This window comes from Streptomyces sp. NPDC006235 (assembly GCF_040613735.1).
Taxonomy (GTDB): Bacteria; Actinomycetota; Actinomycetes; order Streptomycetales; family Streptomycetaceae; genus Streptomyces.
The window spans coordinates 130,587-146,121 of record NZ_JBEXSR010000004.1 but is presented as its reverse complement, the minus strand read 5'-3'; the positions used below and the strand labels follow the sequence as shown (position 1 = coordinate 146,121).

Genomic DNA, 15,535 nt, shown 5'->3' with positions numbered 1-15,535 from the left:
CTACTGCTGGGTGCCGGCTTCCTGCTGCACCGGGGCGTGCCCGTTCAAGGCCTGTGTCATCTGGTGCTGCGTCTCTTCGGCGACGACGCGAGCCTCCTCGACGACGTCACCGCGTTCGCGTATGAGGCTTTCGTAGATCGGGAGTTCTTCGGTCCGGGTCGAGTCGGGTTTCACAGGTCTGTCCTATCGCTTTGCGGCCGGGTCTGAGGGGCCTGTGTAAGTCTGCGTCATCCCGAGCCGCGGTGTTACTCACCCCCGTGGTGTCCAGAATTCCGTCACGAGCTTCGCGAATTCCTCAAACTTGCGACCGTGGGAAAACTTCCGGGCACGGCGAAGGGCCCCGGGAATCGCTTCCCGGGGCCCTTTATGCGGATGCGTCAGAGCGACGTGGTGTGAACGCCCGCGCTGCCGCCGGCCGCGGCGCCCTCCGACGACAGCGATCCCTGGAGGCTGCCGCAGAGCTCGGCGGTCAGGGGCTCCACCAGGCCGGTGGAGAGGCCGCCCACGAGGCTCGCGGAGGCACCGCCCGCCATACCGCCGGAGATGTTCTCCAGGTCGGCGTCGGACAGCTCGGCGATGTCGACCCGAGAGGTGAGGTTCATTGGAGGTGTTTCCCTTCGCGTGAATGTCTCGCAATGGCGGCGCGCGTGGGGGGTCGCCGGATCCAGAACCGAGATTCCGCACCGACGGCTCCGCCGTGCGCAGGATCAAAGCACTCGCCGGGAGGAAAGATCCAGCCGCCTCCCGGCGCCGCATCGCGCCTTTCGGTGACCGTCTTCACCGCCATGACCGTGGGCACACGAAATGGACCCACTTCTTCACACACCCCGTCGCCCTGTCGTACGCACGTGTCTTGCGCCCCGATTCCCGAAGCGGGCACTTCGGCGCCAAGCTCCCGTACTGCCACGGTGACTTGGCGCCCGGCCCGCCGTTCCACGGCCTCCTGACGAACCATGTGCAGATGTGCTGGAGGTTCGGATTCCGCTTCGTCAGGCCGCCGCGGCCGGCTGCATGAGCCGGGCCAGCAGATCGTCCAGGGTGACCAGGCCGGTGAGCCGGCCCGCGGTGTCACGGACCACGGCCAGGGAGGAGCGGCGCCGGCGCAGCACCTCGATCGCGTCGGCGAGCGTGGTGGCCTCCGTCAGCTCGGGCACCGGACGGGCCAGTTCCCGGGCGGTCGTGGCCCGCCCCCGGGCCCGGGCGACCAGGGCGTCACGGGCGTGGACCGAGCCGAGGACCGTGCCGTTCTCCCGGACCAGCAGCCGGGTGCGGTCGTGTGCGGCGGCCAGTCGCAGCAGTGCCTCGACGTCCGTGCCGCCCTCGATCCAGGTGAGCTCCGCGGCCGGGATCCGCAGCGCCGCGACCGGCGTCTCCGGCTCGGTCAGCGAGCGGGTCAGCAGTTCCGAGTCGGTCGCGCTGATCAGACCCAGCCGCTCGGACTCGGCCACCAGGTGCGTCAGCTGCTCCCGGTTGTGCACCGAGGCCAGCTCGTCGCGCGGGGCCACCCGGCACAGCCGAACCAGCGCGTTGCTCACGGCGTTGAGCAGCCGGATCAGCGGCCGTACGACCCGCACCACGGCCCGGAACGGCGGGGAGAGCAACATCGCCGAACGCTCGGGGTGGGCGATCGCCCACGACTTGGGGGCCATCTCGCCGACCACCATGTGCAGGAACACCACCACGACCATCGCCACGGCGAACGCCACGCCGTAACTCACGGCACTGGGCAGGCCCAGCGTGTGCAGCAGCGGGTCGAGTTCGTGCGAGATCGCCGGCTTGGACACCGAGCCCAGGCCCAGCGTGCACACGGTGATGCCCAGCTGGGCGCCCGCCAGCATCAGCGACAGCTCGCGCATGCCGGCCAGGGCCGCCCCGGCGCCGCGCCGCCCCTCGGCCGCCGCCTTCTCCATGCGGTGCCGCTTGGCGGCGACCAGCGCGAACTCGGCCGCCACGAAGAAGCCGCTGCCGATCAGCAGCAGCACGGTCACGAAGACCGCCATCGGGAAACTCACGCGATCTCCTCGGCTGCCACGGCCTGCACGACCGGGCTGATCCGGACCCGGTCGGCCACATGCCGGTCGAGCGTGCGGACGTCGATCACGGCGCGGGCGCCGTCGGGCAGCTCGACCGTGACCCGGTCACCGACCGTCGGGAAGCGGCCGAGCCGGTCCACGACCAGGCCGGCCACGGTGTCGTAGTCGTCGTCCTCCGGCAGCCGGACACCGGTGGCCTCGGCCACCTCGTCCAGCCGGCGGCCGGCGTCCACCAGCCAGCCGTCGCCGTCCGCGACGGCGAGGACGGTGACCTTGTCGGACTCGTCGGCGATGTCGCCGACCAGCTCCTCGGCGATGTCCTCGTACGTGACGATGCCCGCCACGCCGCCGTGCTCGTCGAGGACGACAGCGAACTCGTCGTCCTGCTCCCGCATCCGCGTCACCGCGTCCGGCAGCCCGAGCGTGTCCGGCAGCAGCAGCGGCCGCCGCGCCACCTCACCGGCCCGCGCGCCGGTGAATCGCGCGGCGGGCAGCGCCATCAGTTCGCGCACGCCCAGCACGCCCACGATGTCGTCCGGGTGGTCGCCGAGGACCGGGTAGTTGGAGTGGCCGTGCTCGGCGATCAGGCCGACCGCCTCGTCGGCGCCGGCGTCCGAGCGGACGAAGACGGCGTCGGCGCGCGGCACCATCACCTCGTCGAGGGTCCGCTCGGAGAACTCCAGCGCGTGGTCCAGCAGCGCGGCGGTGTCCTTGGGCAGCGCGCCCCGCTCGTGCGACTCGCCGATCACATGGCCCAGCTCCTCCAGCGTGGCCCCGTGATGCAGCTCCTCCACCGGCTCGATGCCGGCCTTGCGCAGCAGCTTGTTCGCCGCGCTGTCGAAGACGCGTACGACAGGGCCGACGACCTTCAGATACGCCAGAGTCGAGGGGGCCAGCGCCTTGGCCAGCCGCTCCGGAACGGCGATGGCGAGGTTCTTCGGGGCCAGCTCGCCCAGCACCATCTGCACGACTGTGGCCAGGATGAAGGCCAGCGTCACGGATACGCCGCTCACGGCCGCGTCGGGCAGGCCGAGCCCGGACAGGGCGGGTCTGAGCAGCGCGGACACCGAGGGCTCGGCGATGAAGCCGACGACCAGGCCGGTGACGGTGATGCCGAGCTGCGCGCCCGACAGCATGAACGACAGCCGCTCCAGCACCCGCAGGGCACGGGCGGCCTTCTTGTCCCCGGCTTCGGCCTCACGCGCGAGGGTGAGCCGGTCGGCGGAGACGTAGGCGAACTCCTGGGCGACGAAGTAGCCGGTGCCGGCGGTCAGCACGAACACGGCGAGCAGGCCCAGCAGGGCGTTCGCGGCACTCATCGAACACCAACCCGCCGTGTGCCGCGATCACTGATGTCGTGGCGGGGTGGTCGGGGACTGTGCCCCGGAGGGTCCGTCGGTCTGGCGGACAAGAAGTGGCTCCTTATGCGTGGTGTGTCTCCGGGTCAACGTTCACCGTCGCGCCCGTGTTCCCGGATTCTACGACGGTGTAGAGAAAGCCTCAGCCCGTGCGGGACTCCGTGCGGGAGCCCTCGGTGAGGTCCGGCACCAGTGCGCGCAGCGCTTCCCGCTGGTCCGGGCCCATGAAACGGGCGAGGGACTGCGTCACCGTCCCGGCGAGCGTGCCGGAGGCCTCGGTCAGGAGGCGGCGGGCCTTGTCGGTGAGGGTGACCTCGACGCCGCGCTTGTCGCCGCACACCGACCTGCGGGTGACGAGGCCGGCGTGCTGGAGGCAGGCGATCTGGTAGGTGAGTCGGGTCTTCGGACGGCCCAGGAGCTCCGCGACCCGCGTCATGCGCAGCCCGCCCTCGGGCTGCTCCGCGAGCAGGCACAGGACCAGGAACTCGTCGTGCGAGACGTCCAGCTTCTCCTTCACGACCGAACGCAGCCGCTGCTCCACCGCCCCGGTCGCGGCGAGCACCAGCATCCAGGCGCGCAGTTCGGCCGGAAGCAGGCCGCTGCCCTCGGCGAACGGGCAGTCAGGCAGCTCGGCGGGGTGCTCCTCGGGGTCGGCCATGCGTCCAGCCTACCTGTTGTCCAAATTTGGAACAGGGGTTGTTCAATTTTGGACGAGCCGCTAGCGTGCAGTCATCCAAATTTGGATAAGACGCGTTTGGCAAGCCGACCCGAGTGGAGAAAGATCATGACCGTCGCCGTGGAAACCGGACTGTGGCAGCTCGACACGACCGCCTCGACCGTGGGCATCCAGCACAAGACCATGTGGGGCCTGGTCACCGTGAAGGGCACCTTCGGCGCGATCGGCGGTTCGGGTGAGGTCCGGCCCGACGGGTCCGCCGTCGGCACCCTGACCTTCGGCGTCGCCTCCCTCGACACCAAGAACGCCAAGCGCGACACGCACCTGAAGTCCGCCGACTTCTTCGACGCCGACCATCACCCCGAGATCACCTTCGTGGCCCGCAGCGCCGAGCTGCGCGACGGCGACCAGGTGCACGTCGTCGGCCAGCTCACCGTGCGCGGCGTCAGCAGGCCGCTGTCCCTCACCGCCCGCCTGACGGACGGGAGCGCCACGGGACTCACGCTGGAGGCGGAATTCCCCGTGGACCGGGACCAGTTCGGCATGGGCTGGAACCAGCTCGGCATGATCCGCGGCCGGACCACCGTCACCGCCGCCCTGCGCTTCGTCCGGACCACCGGCTGACCCGGCCCCCGGGCGGTGTCAGCCCGATCGGCGCAGCGCCTGCTGCACATCCGCGCTCGACAGGGTCTGCGGCGACGCCGTGAACGCGCGCAGGCGGATCCGGGCACCCGGCCGGGGCAGCCTGAACCGGCCCGACGGCGGCCGGAGTTCGTAGCGGGCGGTGGCATGCGCGGGCAGGGTGCGCGGGCCCCGGACGATCCGCCAGTACGGATCCATGCCCTGGCCCATGGTCAGGGTGAAGTGCGGGGCGAGGGCCGTGCCGTCCGTGTTGCCGACCTGCAGGGTGAGGCGGGAGACGGTCGCCGCGGTGGGGCGGCGGACCGCGACGACCCGCATGCGCAGGGGCGGCGTGCCCGTCGCCGCAACGGCCGCGCCGCCCAGTGCGGGCATGAGCAGCAGCACCGCCAGGGCGATCCGGGCCGGGCGGCGCCGCGGCCCGGACAGCAGGCGCACCCGGGGCTGCCACGCCCCGGCGAACGCCGACGCCGGAGCGGTCACGGCCGCCGCCAGCCACAGCGGCGTCATCAGCAGGTAGTAGCCGTCCTGCGAGCGGGTCGCCAGGTAGAAGGCGCACCAGGGCAGGACGGTCGCGGCCGGTCCCAGGCGCCGTACGAAGAACACGAACAGCACGAGCAGGCCGGCGAGCAGCAGCAGGCTCGCGGAGGAGTACCAGTCGAGGCGGTCGCTGCCGTTCGTCAGGTACAGCGAGATGCCGACCACGCCCTGCCCGTGCAGTACGGCGCCCTGCGTCAGCGGCAGGGCGATCCCCGTCAGCCAGGGACCCGGCTCGCTCACGACGAAGTAGGTGTTGATCAGCAGCCACACGGTCGCCGCGGCCCCCGCGAACCGCAGCACCACCAGCGCCGCGGCCCGGCCGCCCAGCTCGCCGCGCCGCACGGCGTAGAGCCCCGCCAGCAGGAACGGCGCGAGGAACCAGGGGAGTTGCTGTGCCGCGCACGCCGCCCCCAGACACGCGGCCCGCGCCAGACCGGCGGCCCCGAGCCGCCCGCCCGCCCCGATACGCGGCCAGCGCACCACCACCGGCACCAGCAGGGCCAGGGCCACGATCGCCGGGTAACCGAGCCGCGCGTACGACGGCAGCATCCCGAAACCCAGGCACACCATGGTCGCCGCCGACCGCCACGGCGCCGGCAGCATCCGCCACAGCACGACCGTGCCGGTGACCAGCGCGCCCGTGCTCACCGCCGTCGCCGGAGCACCGCCGTGCCCCAGCCACAGCAGCGGCACGGCCAGCAGCGGGGCCAGCGGCGGATACCCGTAGGTGAGGTCGTAGCCGCCGGTCACCGTCGGTGTGAGGGCCACGCCGTGGCCGAAGAGCCAGGGCCACGGCTGCCCGTACACCGGGTGCCCCGCGGCCACTTCCCGCGCCGCCTGGGTGGTGAGCAGCGCCTCGTCGGAGCCGTGGTGGAGCATGATCCACGCGCACAGGGTGAGCGTCACGCCCGTCACCAGTACGCACAGGTCCACCCGGGCCAGCGACCGCTCCCGGCGGACGGTCAGGGCCAGCACCCCGCACGCCAGGATCGAGGCGTAGCAGACCGAGATCACCGCTGCCACGGCCGGCCGGTGACCGGCCGCCGTCGCCCACACCGCGCGGGTGCCGATCAGCAGACTGATGTCGGCGAGCAGGGTCAGGACGCGGTGCCACTGGGCCGGGGACGGCGGCCCGGCCGGCGCCGACTGCGTGCGCGAGCCGGGCACCAGAAGCGTGGTTTCTGCCGAGTACACGCCGCAGGACGCTAATCGCCGCCGGTGAGCGGGGCCGGGTCGGCGGTGAAGAGACGGGTGTGAGGCGAGTAAGGGCCGCCCGTGCCGCTCGGAAAGCGCCGAGGAGCGCCGTGCGCTCAGTACACGTCCCGTGCGTACCGCTTGTCCGCCGCGAGTTGTTTCACGTACGCGGCGGCCTCCCCCTCGCTCAGCCCGCCGTGTGCCACCGCGATGTCCCGCAGGGCCCGGTCCACGTCCTTGGCCATGCGGGAGGCGTCGCCGCAGACGTAGAAGCGGGCGCCGTCGCGCAGCCAGTGCCACAGCTCCGGCCCGTGCTCGCGCATCCGGTCCTGCACGTACACCTTGTTGCGCTGGTCGCGGGAGAAGGCGGTGTCCAGACGGGTGAGGGTGCCCTCGTCGAGCAGAGCCGTCAGCTCGTCCTCGTAGTAGAAGTCCGTCGCGCGGTGCTGCTCTCCGAAGAACAGCCAGTTGGGGGCCCGGTGTCCGAGGGCCCGCCGCTCCTGGAGGAAACCGATGAACGGCGCGACTCCGGTGCCCGGGCCGACCATGATCATCGGCGTCGACGCGTCGGCCGGAGGCCGGAAGTGCGGCGAGCGCTGCACGAACACCGGCACCTCGGTGTCCGCCCCGGCGTCGGCGAGGAACGGCGAGCACACCCCGCCGCGCTGACGCCCCCGCAGGTTCTCGTACCGCACCACGGACACCGTCAGCGACACCTGGTGCGGGTCGACCAGCGGGCTGGACGATATGGAGTACAGCCGCGGCTGGAGCCCCCGCAGCACCCCGGCCCACTCCTCGGCGCTCGCCCGCACCGCGTACTCGGCGATCACGTCCACGGCCTGCCGCCCCCAGCACCACTGCGCCAGCCCGTCCTTGTTGTCGGGCCGCAGCAGCCTGCGCAACTCGTGCTTGTCCCGGGCGCGTTCGGCGACGAACCGCAGCAGGTCCGGGGTGATCCTCGTGATGTCGAGGTGCCGGCTGAGTGCCTCGGCGAACGGCACCTCGCCGGCACCGGCCACCTCGACGGCCGTCCCGCCGTCCAGCCCGGTCACCGCCAGCCACTCCGTCACGAGGTCCGGCGCGTTGACCGGCCGCACGCCGAGCGCGTCCCCGGCCTCGTACGCCAGGTCCGTCCCGCTGGTGTCGAAGGTGAACCGCCGGACTTCCTTGACCGCGCCCGGCCCGCTGAGCAGCCGGTTGCCGCTGAGCCGGGCGATGGTGGCGGCGGGCTTCGGCTTCGGTTTCGGCCTCGGGGCCGGTTCAGGGCGCGAGGCGGGGGAGTCGGTCGGCGCGGCGGCCGGGTCGGCCAGCGCCGTGAGCACGTGGTCGAGCCAGGCCCCCGCGGAGTCCCCGTAGTCCGGCTCGCAGTCCGTGCGTGGAGCCAGCCGCACCCCGCCCAGCTCGCCGAGGCGCGCGTCCAGCCGGCGCCCGTGCCCGCAGAAGTCGTCGTAGGAGGAGTCGCCGAAGGCGAGCACGGCGTACCGCACCCCCTCCAGGCGCGGGGCCCCTTCGCCGGAGAGCGCGTCCCACAGGCCGGTGCCGTTGTCGGGCGCGTCGCCGTCCCCGAAGGTGCTGGTGATGAAGAGCAGATCCGCCGTGCGGGCGAGCGCGGTGACGTCGGCCTCGTCCATGCCGACGAGGGTCGTGCGGTGCCCGGTCGCGGTCAGCCGCTCGGCGGTGGCGGCGGCGAACTCCTCGGCGTTCCCCGTCTGCGAGGCCCACAGCACCACCACCTCACGGCCGGCCGGCTCCCTCGCGGGGGCGGCCGGTGGCGCCGAGCGCGAGTACATGCCGGCGAGGACCCCGTTGACCCACAGGGCGTGCTCGGGGGTGAAGGGCGCGTCGGGCGGGAGCACCGGGACACCCGGGGCGCCCGAGCCGAGCCCGGCGAGGAAGCCGGTGAGGTACTGGCGTTCCTGCGCGGACAGGACCGGGGGAGGGGAGGGGCGCAGGCCGAAGGGGTCGGTGCCGGCGGGGGTGACGGCCGTCGGTGTCAGCGCCCCGGCCGGTCCCTCGCGTACGGCGCTCGCCGCCTCTCGCACGGAAGCCTCCCGCACGGACGCCTCTCGCACAGGTGTCGCCACCTTCGCCAGCGACACCGCACACACCTTGAACTCCGGCTGGAAGGACAGCGGATCGACCGCGTCGCTCGTCACCGCGTTGATGCTCAGGTACTCGCCGAACAGGTCGTTCCAGTGGAAGGGCGCGAAACAGCAGCCCGGCCGCACCCGGTCCGTCACCACCGCCGGCAGCACGGCCCGCCCGCGCCGCGAGGCGACCTCGACCAGATCGCCCTCCGCGACCCCGAGCGCCTCCGCGTCCCGCGGATGGAGCTCCACGAAGGGCCCGGCGTTCAGCTTGTTGAGCTTGGCGACCTTCCCGGTCTTGGTGAGCGTGTGCCACTGGTGCTGCAACCGCCCCGTGTTGAGCACGAAGGGATAGTCGTCGTCCGGCATCTCGGCGGCGGGCAGATGCGGCCGGGCGAAGAAGACGGCACGACCGCTCGCCGTCGGAAAACGCAGCCCGTCCTGACCCACGTACCGGACGGGATTGCGCTCCGGACCGTCCTCCCGCGCGGCCGGCCACTGCACGGGCGTCCGGCGCAGCCGCTCGTAGGAGACACCGCGCAGGTCCCACTGCGTCTTAGGGTTGTGGAACCGCCGGATCTCCTCGAAGACCTGCTCGGCGCTGTCGTACGAGAACCCCTTCTCGTACCCCATCGCGCACGCGACCTCCGCGATGATCCGCCAGTCGGCCATCGCCTCCCCGGGCGGGTCCGCGGCGGCCCGGGTCAGCGTGAGGTTGCGCTCGCTGTTGACGAAGACGCCCTCCGCCTCGGTCCACATCGCGCCGGGCAGGACGACATCGGCGTACGCGTTCGTCTCGGTGTCCGTGAACACGTCCTGCGTGACGACGAACTCGGCGGCCTCCAGGCCCTCGATGACCGTACGGCGGTTGGCGACCGAGGCGACGGGGTTGGTGCAGATGATCCAACAGGCCTTGATCTCCCCGTCGGCCATCTTCCGGAACATCTCGACGGTGCCCTGCCCGACCCCGTCGGCCCGCAGCGTCCCGGGCGGCAGCTCCCACACGTCCTCGGTGAACGCCCGCTCCTCCTCCACGAGCACCGACCGCTGCCCCGGCAGCCCCGGGCCCATGTAGCCCATCTCGCGCCCGCCCATGGCGTTGGGCTGGCCGGTGAGGGAGAACGGCCCGGCGCCCGGACGGCAGATCGCGCCCGTCGCCAGATGCAGGTTGACCAGGGCGTTGGTGTTCCAGGTGCCGTGCGTGGACTGGTTGAGCCCCATGGTCCAGCAGCTCATCCACTGCTTGCCGGCCTCGCCGATCAGCCGGGCGGCCCGGCGGATGTCGTCCTCGGCGAGCCCGGTGATCTCCGCGACCGCGGCCGGGGTGTAGTCGGCGAGGAAGGAGGGCAGATCCTCCCAGCCCTCGGTGTGGGCCGCGACGAACTCCGGGTCGGTGTGCCCCTCCTCGTGCAGCAGGTGCAGCAGGCCGTTCAGCAGCGCGAGGTCGGTCCCCGGCCGGACCTGGAGGAACAGATCGGCCTTGGCGGCGGTCGCGGTCCGCCGCGGATCGACGACGATCAGCTTGGCGCCCGCCTTGACCCGCTCCATCATCCGCAGGAAGAGGATCGGATGGCAGTCGGCCATGTTGGAGCCGATGACGAGGAAGACGTCCGCCTGATCGAAGTCCTCGTACGAGCCGGGCGGCCCGTCCGCGCCCAGCGACAGCTTGTAGCCGGTGCCCGCACTCGCCATGCACAGCCGTGAGTTCGACTCGATCGCGTTCGTCCGCACGAACCCCTTGGCCAGCTTGTTCGCCAGGTACTGCGCCTCCAGGCTCATCTGCCCGGACACGTAGAAGGCGACCGCGTCCGGCCCGTGCGCGTCGACGATCGCCCGCAGCCGTGCGGCGGTCTCGGCGATCGCGTCGGCGACGGGCGAGGGCACGGGCTCCTCGCCCCGGTCGTCCCGGACCAGCGCGGTGGTCAGCCGCCCGGGCGCGGCGAGCATGTCGGCCGTCGTCGCCCCCTTGGTGCACAGCCGGCCCGCGTTCGCCGGGTGCGCCTTGTCGCCGGACGCCTTCAGGACCGTGCGCCGCCCGTCCGGCCCCATCCCGACGTCGAGCACGAGGCCGCAGCCCACTCCGCAGTACGAGCAGACGGTGCGCACCTGATCCGCCCCCTGCTGCGGCCGTGGCGTCGTGGTCATGCCTCGACGGTACGAATGTCCCGTTACGCAGGTGTCACATTGCTTGATCACGAGGAGTTACGCCCGTCACACAGCCCCATTCCGGCCGTTGTGAGGTGCATCGAGGTGGCGGAGCGTGTCGCAGTTGGGCCGAACGGGTGACCGTGCGCAAGAATTGGCCGATGGAGACAGCCAGCGCGAGCCAGGACGGAGCATGCCGGTGAACAGCCACGATGTCACCGACGAACAGTGGGAGGGGCTCGCCCAGGTCGTGCCGCTGCGGGGCCGGGACGCCTGGCCGTCGTCCGTCGGCCACCGGTCCATACCCGAGGCCGAGACGGAGGCGCGACGCCGCTTCGTCGTCCTGCGGGTGAACGTCTTCGCCGACGCCCGTGACGTCGCCGAAACGCTGATGGCGGGTGTGCCGGTGCTGCTCGACCTGACCGGCGCGGAGACGGACGTCGCCAAGCGCGTCCTCGACTTCAGCACCGGTGTCGTCTTCGGCCTGGCGAGCGGAATGCACCGGGTGGACCGCAACGTGTTCCTGCTGACGCCGGCGGGGACCGAGGTGACGGGGCTGATGGAGGGGATCGGGGTTCCCGGGGTGTGATGTCGCCGGGGGTGTGAAGGCGCTGGGGTGATGTCCCCTGAGGGCCGGGTCGCCCGATCGTAGGAAGCCCTGGGAGACGGAACGGTTCGTCCCGTGAGCGGAGTCCTACGGTCCGGACATGACCCAGCCCCCCGCTCCCACGCCCCCCGCTCCTCTCACCTCACTCGTGCGGCCACACATCACCGAGCTGCGGCTCTCCGCCTTCGCCGGCCACCGCCGCGCCGCACTCCCGCTCGGTCCGCTCACCTTCCTCGCCGGTCCCAGCGGCTGCGGCAAGTCCAGCGCGCTGCGGGCGTACGAGGCGCTCGCCCGGCTCGGGGGAGGGGCGACGCTCGGCGAGGCGTTCCCGGAGCCTGCCGCCTGTGTCCCGGAGCGGGCCCGGCCCGACGCACAGCGCCGCCGCGGCTTCCGTATCGGCTGCACGGCCGACGGGCCCGCCGGTCCGGTCCGGCTCGATGTCGCCGTGCAGGCCGAGCCTCAACTGCGCGTCGTGGGCGAGCGGTTGACGGCCGGCGGACTGGTGCTGCTGGAGACCGCCCTGCGCGACCCCGGGAAGCGGACCGTGCAGGCCGCCTGGCACACGGCCGGGCCGACGCCGGTGACCCGTGGCCCGCTGCCGGACGACCGGCTGGGCACCTCCCTGCTGCCGCTGCGCGTGGCCGGCCGGACACCCGGGCAGCGCAGGGTGCTGGCCGCCGCCGAGCAGATGGTCGTCGCCCTGCGCTCCGCCTTCGCCTGCGATCCCGGCCCCGGCCGGATGCGCGGCCCCGTACCGGCCGGCTCCGGGCGGCTGCTGAGCGACTGCGGGAACCTCGCCGACGTGCTGTTGCGCACCCGCGCCGAGTGCGGGCACCGGCACACGCAGTTCGTCGCCGCGGTGCGGGCCGGCTGTGCGGGGCCGGTGGCGGACGTGCTCGCCGAGGTGCCGGCCGACGGGACGGTGCGGGCGGTGCTCGACCGGGGCGACGGCGTCCGGACCGGGCTGCGGCGCCTCGGTGACGGCGAACTGCGGTACATCGCGTTGGCGTTGGTGCTGCTCACCGGCCCCGGGGTGCTGGAGGTCGACCCCGCCAGCGAGGTGCCCGCCGCGCTCCAGACGCTCACCGTCCTCGCCGACGGCTTCGACCGGAACCTCGACGTACGGCAGCGGCGGGAACTGCTGCGGCTCGCGGTCCGGATGTGCGAGCGCGGTCACATCCGGCTGGTCGGCGCGGTGAGCGACGTCTCGTGGGCCGCCGGGACCGACGGGGTCACGGTGGTACACCTGGAGCCGTGACAGAACCTCTCGACGTGGCGAAACTGCAACGCCGGCTGGCCGAGTTCGCGGCCGCGCGGAACTGGCAGCCCTACCACACCCCCAAGAACCTGGTCGCCGCGCTCAGCGTGGAGGCGTCCGAACTGGTCGAGATCTTCCAGTGGCTGACGCCCGAGGAGTCGGCCCGTGTCATGACCGATCCGGACACCGCGCACCGGGTGACGGACGAGGTCGCCGACGTGCTCGCGTATCTGCTCCAGCTGTGCGAGGTGCTCGGCATCGACCCGTTGGCCGCGCTGGACGCGAAGATCGACCGGAATGAACGGAGGTTCCCGATCTAGGAGTCTCCCAGTCCACTTGTACGCTGCGTAATCAAAATGCGGCCCGAATCCGAATTGTTGTCCGCAGATTTCCGTCTTCCTCTGGCTTTTCGTCTCACACCCCTTCACTCTGGGTAGTGAACAAGGGAGTCGGGCGGACGGACGCGCGGAGCGCGTCGGACAGGACGGGGGCAGCGCATGGACGCGGTGCGGCTCATCGTGACGAGCAGGCGGTCCCTGGCCGCGGGCGGCGACGTGCCGGGGATCCTGGCCGAGGTGTGGCAGGCGCAGGCCCTCGCGCAGGCGATAGGAAGCCGCCTCGCGGTCGCGGGCCCGCCCGAACTGCGCGGCGAGGCACTGGGGTTGACGGAGCTGGCGGGCCGCGGCTGCGGTGTCCTCGACCCGCCCGAACTGGCCCCCGGTGAGCTGCGGGCGGGCCAGCTCACCGAGTTGGGCGACGCCCGCCACACCCTGATGTACCTCGGCGGCCTCCTCGGCGAGGTCGGCATCGCCCTCGTGGGCCTCGCCTGCGCCGCGGACGACGAGGGCACGTACTGGCAGTGCATGGAGGCCATCGACGCGGCCGACGAGTCCCGGGACCGCGTCCTGGAAATGCTCCGCAGACTCGCGGACCGGGAACAGGCGTTACCGGAGCGGGAGGCGGGGTAGCGGCCAGCGCGACCGCCTCCGGCTGCCAGGGACCGGCTTCGGCCGCCGTGAACCGGCTTCGGCCGCCAGGGGCCGGCTTCGGCCGTGATGGACCGACTTTGGCTACCAAGGACCATGGACCGGCCGTGACTACCAAGGGCCATGGACCGGCCGTGACTACCAAGGACCATGGACCGGCCGTGACTTACCAAGGACCATGGACCGGCTTTGGCTACACGGACTGGCTCCGGCTCGACAGACCCGGCTTGGGTCACCGCGAACCCGCCTCTGGCGACCAGACGCCAGCTTCGGCCGCTACGGACGGCTTCGGCCGCCACGGACCGGCTTTGGCTACCACGGACCGGCTTGGGCTAGACGGACCGGCTTGGGCTAGACGGACCGGTTTCGGTCACCGGGATCCGCCTCTCGCTACCAACGGCCGGCTCCGGCCACCACGGACCGGCTTCGGCTACCAGAAACCGGCTCCGGCCCCCCCGACCGGCTCCGGCCACCCCCGACCGACCCCGGCCACCACCTACCGGCCCCGGCCGCCGTAGACCGCCTCGGCTACCAGAGACCGGCTTCGGCGCCACGGACCGGCACCGGTCACCGCAGACCGGCCCCGGCCGCCGCAGACCGACCCCAGTCACCGCAGACCGACCCCGGCCACCCGCCCGAGCGGAACTCAGCCGACCTGCTCCTCCTCGCTCGACCTCCGGTCGGCGTCCCCCGCTGCCTGGAGGTCCGCGTCCAGCGCCGACAGGTCCGCGTTCAACGCCGCCATCAGCTCCTCCATCTGCTGCAACAGCCCTTTCGGCTGCCCGGTCCCGCCCTGCTGCGGCACGGTCTCTTCGGACATGACGGCCTCCTCGGCCCCTGGCCCCCGGGGAGGCCGACGCGGGTGACGCCCCGGCGCTCACGGCCGGTGCGGAAGCCGGGGGCTCCGGCTCCGCCCGAGCCAACGATCACCAACGGGGCCGGTCACTGGCCCGGTCACGCGGGACCCGCGGTATGGACGTAATTTCACCCGACCGGGGACCGGTCGGCACGGGGGTCCGATCGCGTCGTCCCACGACCCGGCGTGCAGGATGGGAGGCATGGACCTTCGCATCTTCACCGAGCCCCAGCAGGGGGCCACCTACGACACTCTGCTCACCGTGGCCAAGGCCACGGAAGAGCTCGGCTTCGACGCATTTTTCCGTTCCGACCACTACCTCCGCATGGGCTCCGTGGACGGCCTGCCCGGCCCCACCGACGCCTGGATCACGCTGGCCGGACTCGCCCGCGAGACCAAGCGCATCCGGCTCGGCACCCTGATGACCGCCGGCACGTTCCGCCTCCCCGGCGTGCTCGCCATCCAGGTCGCCCAGGTCGACCAGATGTCCGGCGGCCGGATCGAACTCGGCCTGGGAACGGGCTGGTTCGAGGAGGAGCACAAGGCCTACGGCATCCCGTTCCCCAAGGAGAAGTTCGCCCGCCTCGAGGAACAGCTGGAGATCGTCACCGGCCTGTGGTCGACGGAACTCGGCAAGACCTACGACTTCCACGGCACCTACTACGACCTCACGGACTCTCCCGCACTGCCCAAGCCCGCGCAGGAGAAGATCCCCGTGCTCGTCGGCGGCCACGGCCCGACCCGTACCCCGCGGCTGGCCGCCAAGTACGCCGACGAGTTCAACATGCCGTTCGCCTCCGTCGAGGACAGCGAGCGCCAGTTCGGCCGGGTGCGCGCCGCCGCCGAAGAGGCCGGCCGCAAGGGCGACGACCTGACCTACTCCAACGCCCTCGTCGTGTGCGTCGGCCGGGACGACCAGGAGGTCGCCCGCCGGGCTGCCGCGATCGGCCGCGAGGTCGACGAGCTGAAGCTCAACGGCCTGGCCGGCTCCCCGGCCGAGGTCGTCGACAAGATCGGCCGATACACCGAGGTCGGCGCGAGCCGCATCTACCTCCAGGTCCTCGACCTGGACGACCTCGACCACCTGGAGCTGATCTCGTCGCAGGTGCAGTCCCAGCTGTCGTAAAGCCGTACGCAGGATGAGCGTCCGGCGGAT

14 protein-coding genes are annotated in these 15,535 nt (G+C 72.2%); 6 read left to right on the top strand and 8 right to left on the bottom strand.

Translation table 11 applies throughout. The features are described from left to right. The 5 genes from ABZ192_RS06700 to ABZ192_RS06680 all read right to left on the bottom strand — a co-directional run bounded on the left by ABZ192_RS06700 (position 1) and on the right by ABZ192_RS06680 (position 4,049). Positions 1-174, bottom strand: coding sequence for a hypothetical protein (locus ABZ192_RS06700; RefSeq protein ID WP_356923433.1), 174 nt, complete (start codon positions 172-174; stop codon positions 1-3). 203 nt (positions 175-377) lie between these two features. Beyond that, positions 378-602, bottom strand: coding sequence for a hypothetical protein (locus ABZ192_RS06695; RefSeq protein ID WP_356923432.1), 225 nt, complete (start codon positions 600-602; stop codon positions 378-380). 387 nt (positions 603-989) lie between these two features. After that, a complete protein-coding gene (locus ABZ192_RS06690; protein WP_356923431.1) occupies positions 990-2,012 on the bottom strand; it encodes a hemolysin family protein in 1,023 nt (340 codons plus the stop codon). Next, positions 2,009-3,352 (bottom strand): hemolysin family protein, encoded by a 1,344-nt coding sequence (locus tag ABZ192_RS06685; protein ID WP_356923430.1) that lies wholly within the window; start codon positions 3,350-3,352, stop codon positions 2,009-2,011. Before ABZ192_RS06685 ends, ABZ192_RS06690 begins: the two co-directional genes overlap by 4 nt. 181 nt (positions 3,353-3,533) lie before the next feature. Beyond that, positions 3,534-4,049: a MarR family transcriptional regulator gene (locus ABZ192_RS06680; protein ID WP_356923429.1), complete on the bottom strand. Its 516-nt coding sequence runs from the start codon at positions 4,047-4,049 to the stop codon at positions 3,534-3,536. A 126-nt stretch (positions 4,050-4,175) separates the two neighbouring features. On the opposite strand from ABZ192_RS06680, the gene ABZ192_RS06675 reads away from it, so the two are divergent. Further along, complete coding sequence (locus tag ABZ192_RS06675; RefSeq protein WP_356923428.1) at positions 4,176-4,691, top strand: YceI family protein; 516 nt, start codon at positions 4,176-4,178, stop codon at positions 4,689-4,691. Positions 4,692-4,709: 18 nt separating this feature from the next. Here the strand turns inward: ABZ192_RS06675 and ABZ192_RS06670 are convergent, their stop codons facing one another. Both ABZ192_RS06670 and ABZ192_RS06665 read right to left on the bottom strand, forming a co-directional pair. Further along, positions 4,710-6,416, bottom strand: coding sequence for a hypothetical protein (locus ABZ192_RS06670; RefSeq protein WP_356923597.1), 1,707 nt, complete (start codon positions 6,414-6,416; stop codon positions 4,710-4,712). A 140-nt stretch (positions 6,417-6,556) separates the two neighbouring features. Further along, complete coding sequence (locus ABZ192_RS06665) at positions 6,557-10,672, bottom strand: bifunctional nitrate reductase/sulfite reductase flavoprotein subunit alpha (protein WP_356923427.1); 4,116 nt, start codon at positions 10,670-10,672, stop codon at positions 6,557-6,559. Positions 10,673-10,865: 193 nt separating this feature from the next. Between ABZ192_RS06665 and ABZ192_RS06660 the strand changes: the two genes are divergently transcribed. The 4 genes from ABZ192_RS06660 to ABZ192_RS06645 all read left to right on the top strand — a co-directional run bounded on the left by ABZ192_RS06660 (position 10,866) and on the right by ABZ192_RS06645 (position 13,505). Beyond that, the gene (locus tag ABZ192_RS06660) at positions 10,866-11,261 is read left to right on the top strand and encodes a cell division protein SepF (protein ID WP_356923426.1); all 396 of its coding nucleotides are present in this window, start codon (positions 10,866-10,868) and stop codon (positions 11,259-11,261) included. A gap of 118 nt (positions 11,262-11,379) precedes the next feature. Next, positions 11,380-12,537: an ATP-binding protein gene (locus ABZ192_RS06655; protein ID WP_356923425.1), complete on the top strand. Its 1,158-nt coding sequence runs from the start codon at positions 11,380-11,382 to the stop codon at positions 12,535-12,537. Beyond that, complete coding sequence (locus tag ABZ192_RS06650; protein WP_086850055.1) at positions 12,534-12,857, top strand: nucleotide pyrophosphohydrolase; 324 nt, start codon at positions 12,534-12,536, stop codon at positions 12,855-12,857. The genes ABZ192_RS06655 and ABZ192_RS06650 overlap by 4 nt, the downstream gene beginning before the upstream one ends. Positions 12,858-13,034: 177 nt before the next feature. Next, positions 13,035-13,505, top strand: coding sequence for a DUF6099 family protein (locus ABZ192_RS06645; protein WP_086604552.1), 471 nt, complete (start codon positions 13,035-13,037; stop codon positions 13,503-13,505). Positions 13,506-14,169: 664 nt separating this feature from the next. On the opposite strand, the gene ABZ192_RS06640 is transcribed toward ABZ192_RS06645, so the two are convergent. Further along, positions 14,170-14,343 carry a hypothetical protein gene (locus ABZ192_RS06640; protein WP_356923424.1) on the bottom strand — a complete coding sequence of 58 codons (174 nt, stop codon included), beginning with the start codon at positions 14,341-14,343 and terminating at the stop codon, positions 14,170-14,172. Positions 14,344-14,581: 238 nt separating this feature from the next. Between ABZ192_RS06640 and ABZ192_RS06635 the strand changes: the two genes are divergently transcribed. Further along, complete coding sequence (locus ABZ192_RS06635) at positions 14,582-15,505, top strand: LLM class F420-dependent oxidoreductase (protein WP_356923423.1); 924 nt, start codon at positions 14,582-14,584, stop codon at positions 15,503-15,505. Positions 15,506-15,535: the final 30 nt, after the last annotated feature.

What these genes read in the sequence shown, in the direction of transcription:
- ABZ192_RS06640 (WP_356923424.1), bottom strand. Translation starts at nt 14,343, where the DNA reads ATGTCCGAAGAGACCGTGCCGCAGCAGGGCGGGACCGGGCAGCCGAAA.
- ABZ192_RS06660 (WP_356923426.1), top strand. Translation starts at nt 10,866, where the DNA reads ATGCCGGTGAACAGCCACGATGTCACCGACGAACAGTGGGAGGGGCTC.
- ABZ192_RS06680 (WP_356923429.1), bottom strand. Translation starts at nt 4,049, where the DNA reads ATGGCCGACCCCGAGGAGCACCCCGCCGAGCTGCCTGACTGCCCGTTC.
- ABZ192_RS06655 (WP_356923425.1), top strand. Translation starts at nt 11,380, where the DNA reads ATGACCCAGCCCCCCGCTCCCACGCCCCCCGCTCCTCTCACCTCACTC.
- ABZ192_RS06685 (WP_356923430.1), bottom strand. Translation starts at nt 3,352, where the DNA reads ATGAGTGCCGCGAACGCCCTGCTGGGCCTGCTCGCCGTGTTCGTGCTG.
- ABZ192_RS06645 (WP_086604552.1), top strand. Translation starts at nt 13,035, where the DNA reads ATGGACGCGGTGCGGCTCATCGTGACGAGCAGGCGGTCCCTGGCCGCG.
- ABZ192_RS06635 (WP_356923423.1), top strand. Translation starts at nt 14,582, where the DNA reads ATGGACCTTCGCATCTTCACCGAGCCCCAGCAGGGGGCCACCTACGAC.
- ABZ192_RS06695 (WP_356923432.1), bottom strand. Translation starts at nt 602, where the DNA reads ATGAACCTCACCTCTCGGGTCGACATCGCCGAGCTGTCCGACGCCGAC.
- ABZ192_RS06665 (WP_356923427.1), bottom strand. Translation starts at nt 10,672, where the DNA reads ATGACCACGACGCCACGGCCGCAGCAGGGGGCGGATCAGGTGCGCACC.
- ABZ192_RS06675 (WP_356923428.1), top strand. Translation starts at nt 4,176, where the DNA reads ATGACCGTCGCCGTGGAAACCGGACTGTGGCAGCTCGACACGACCGCC.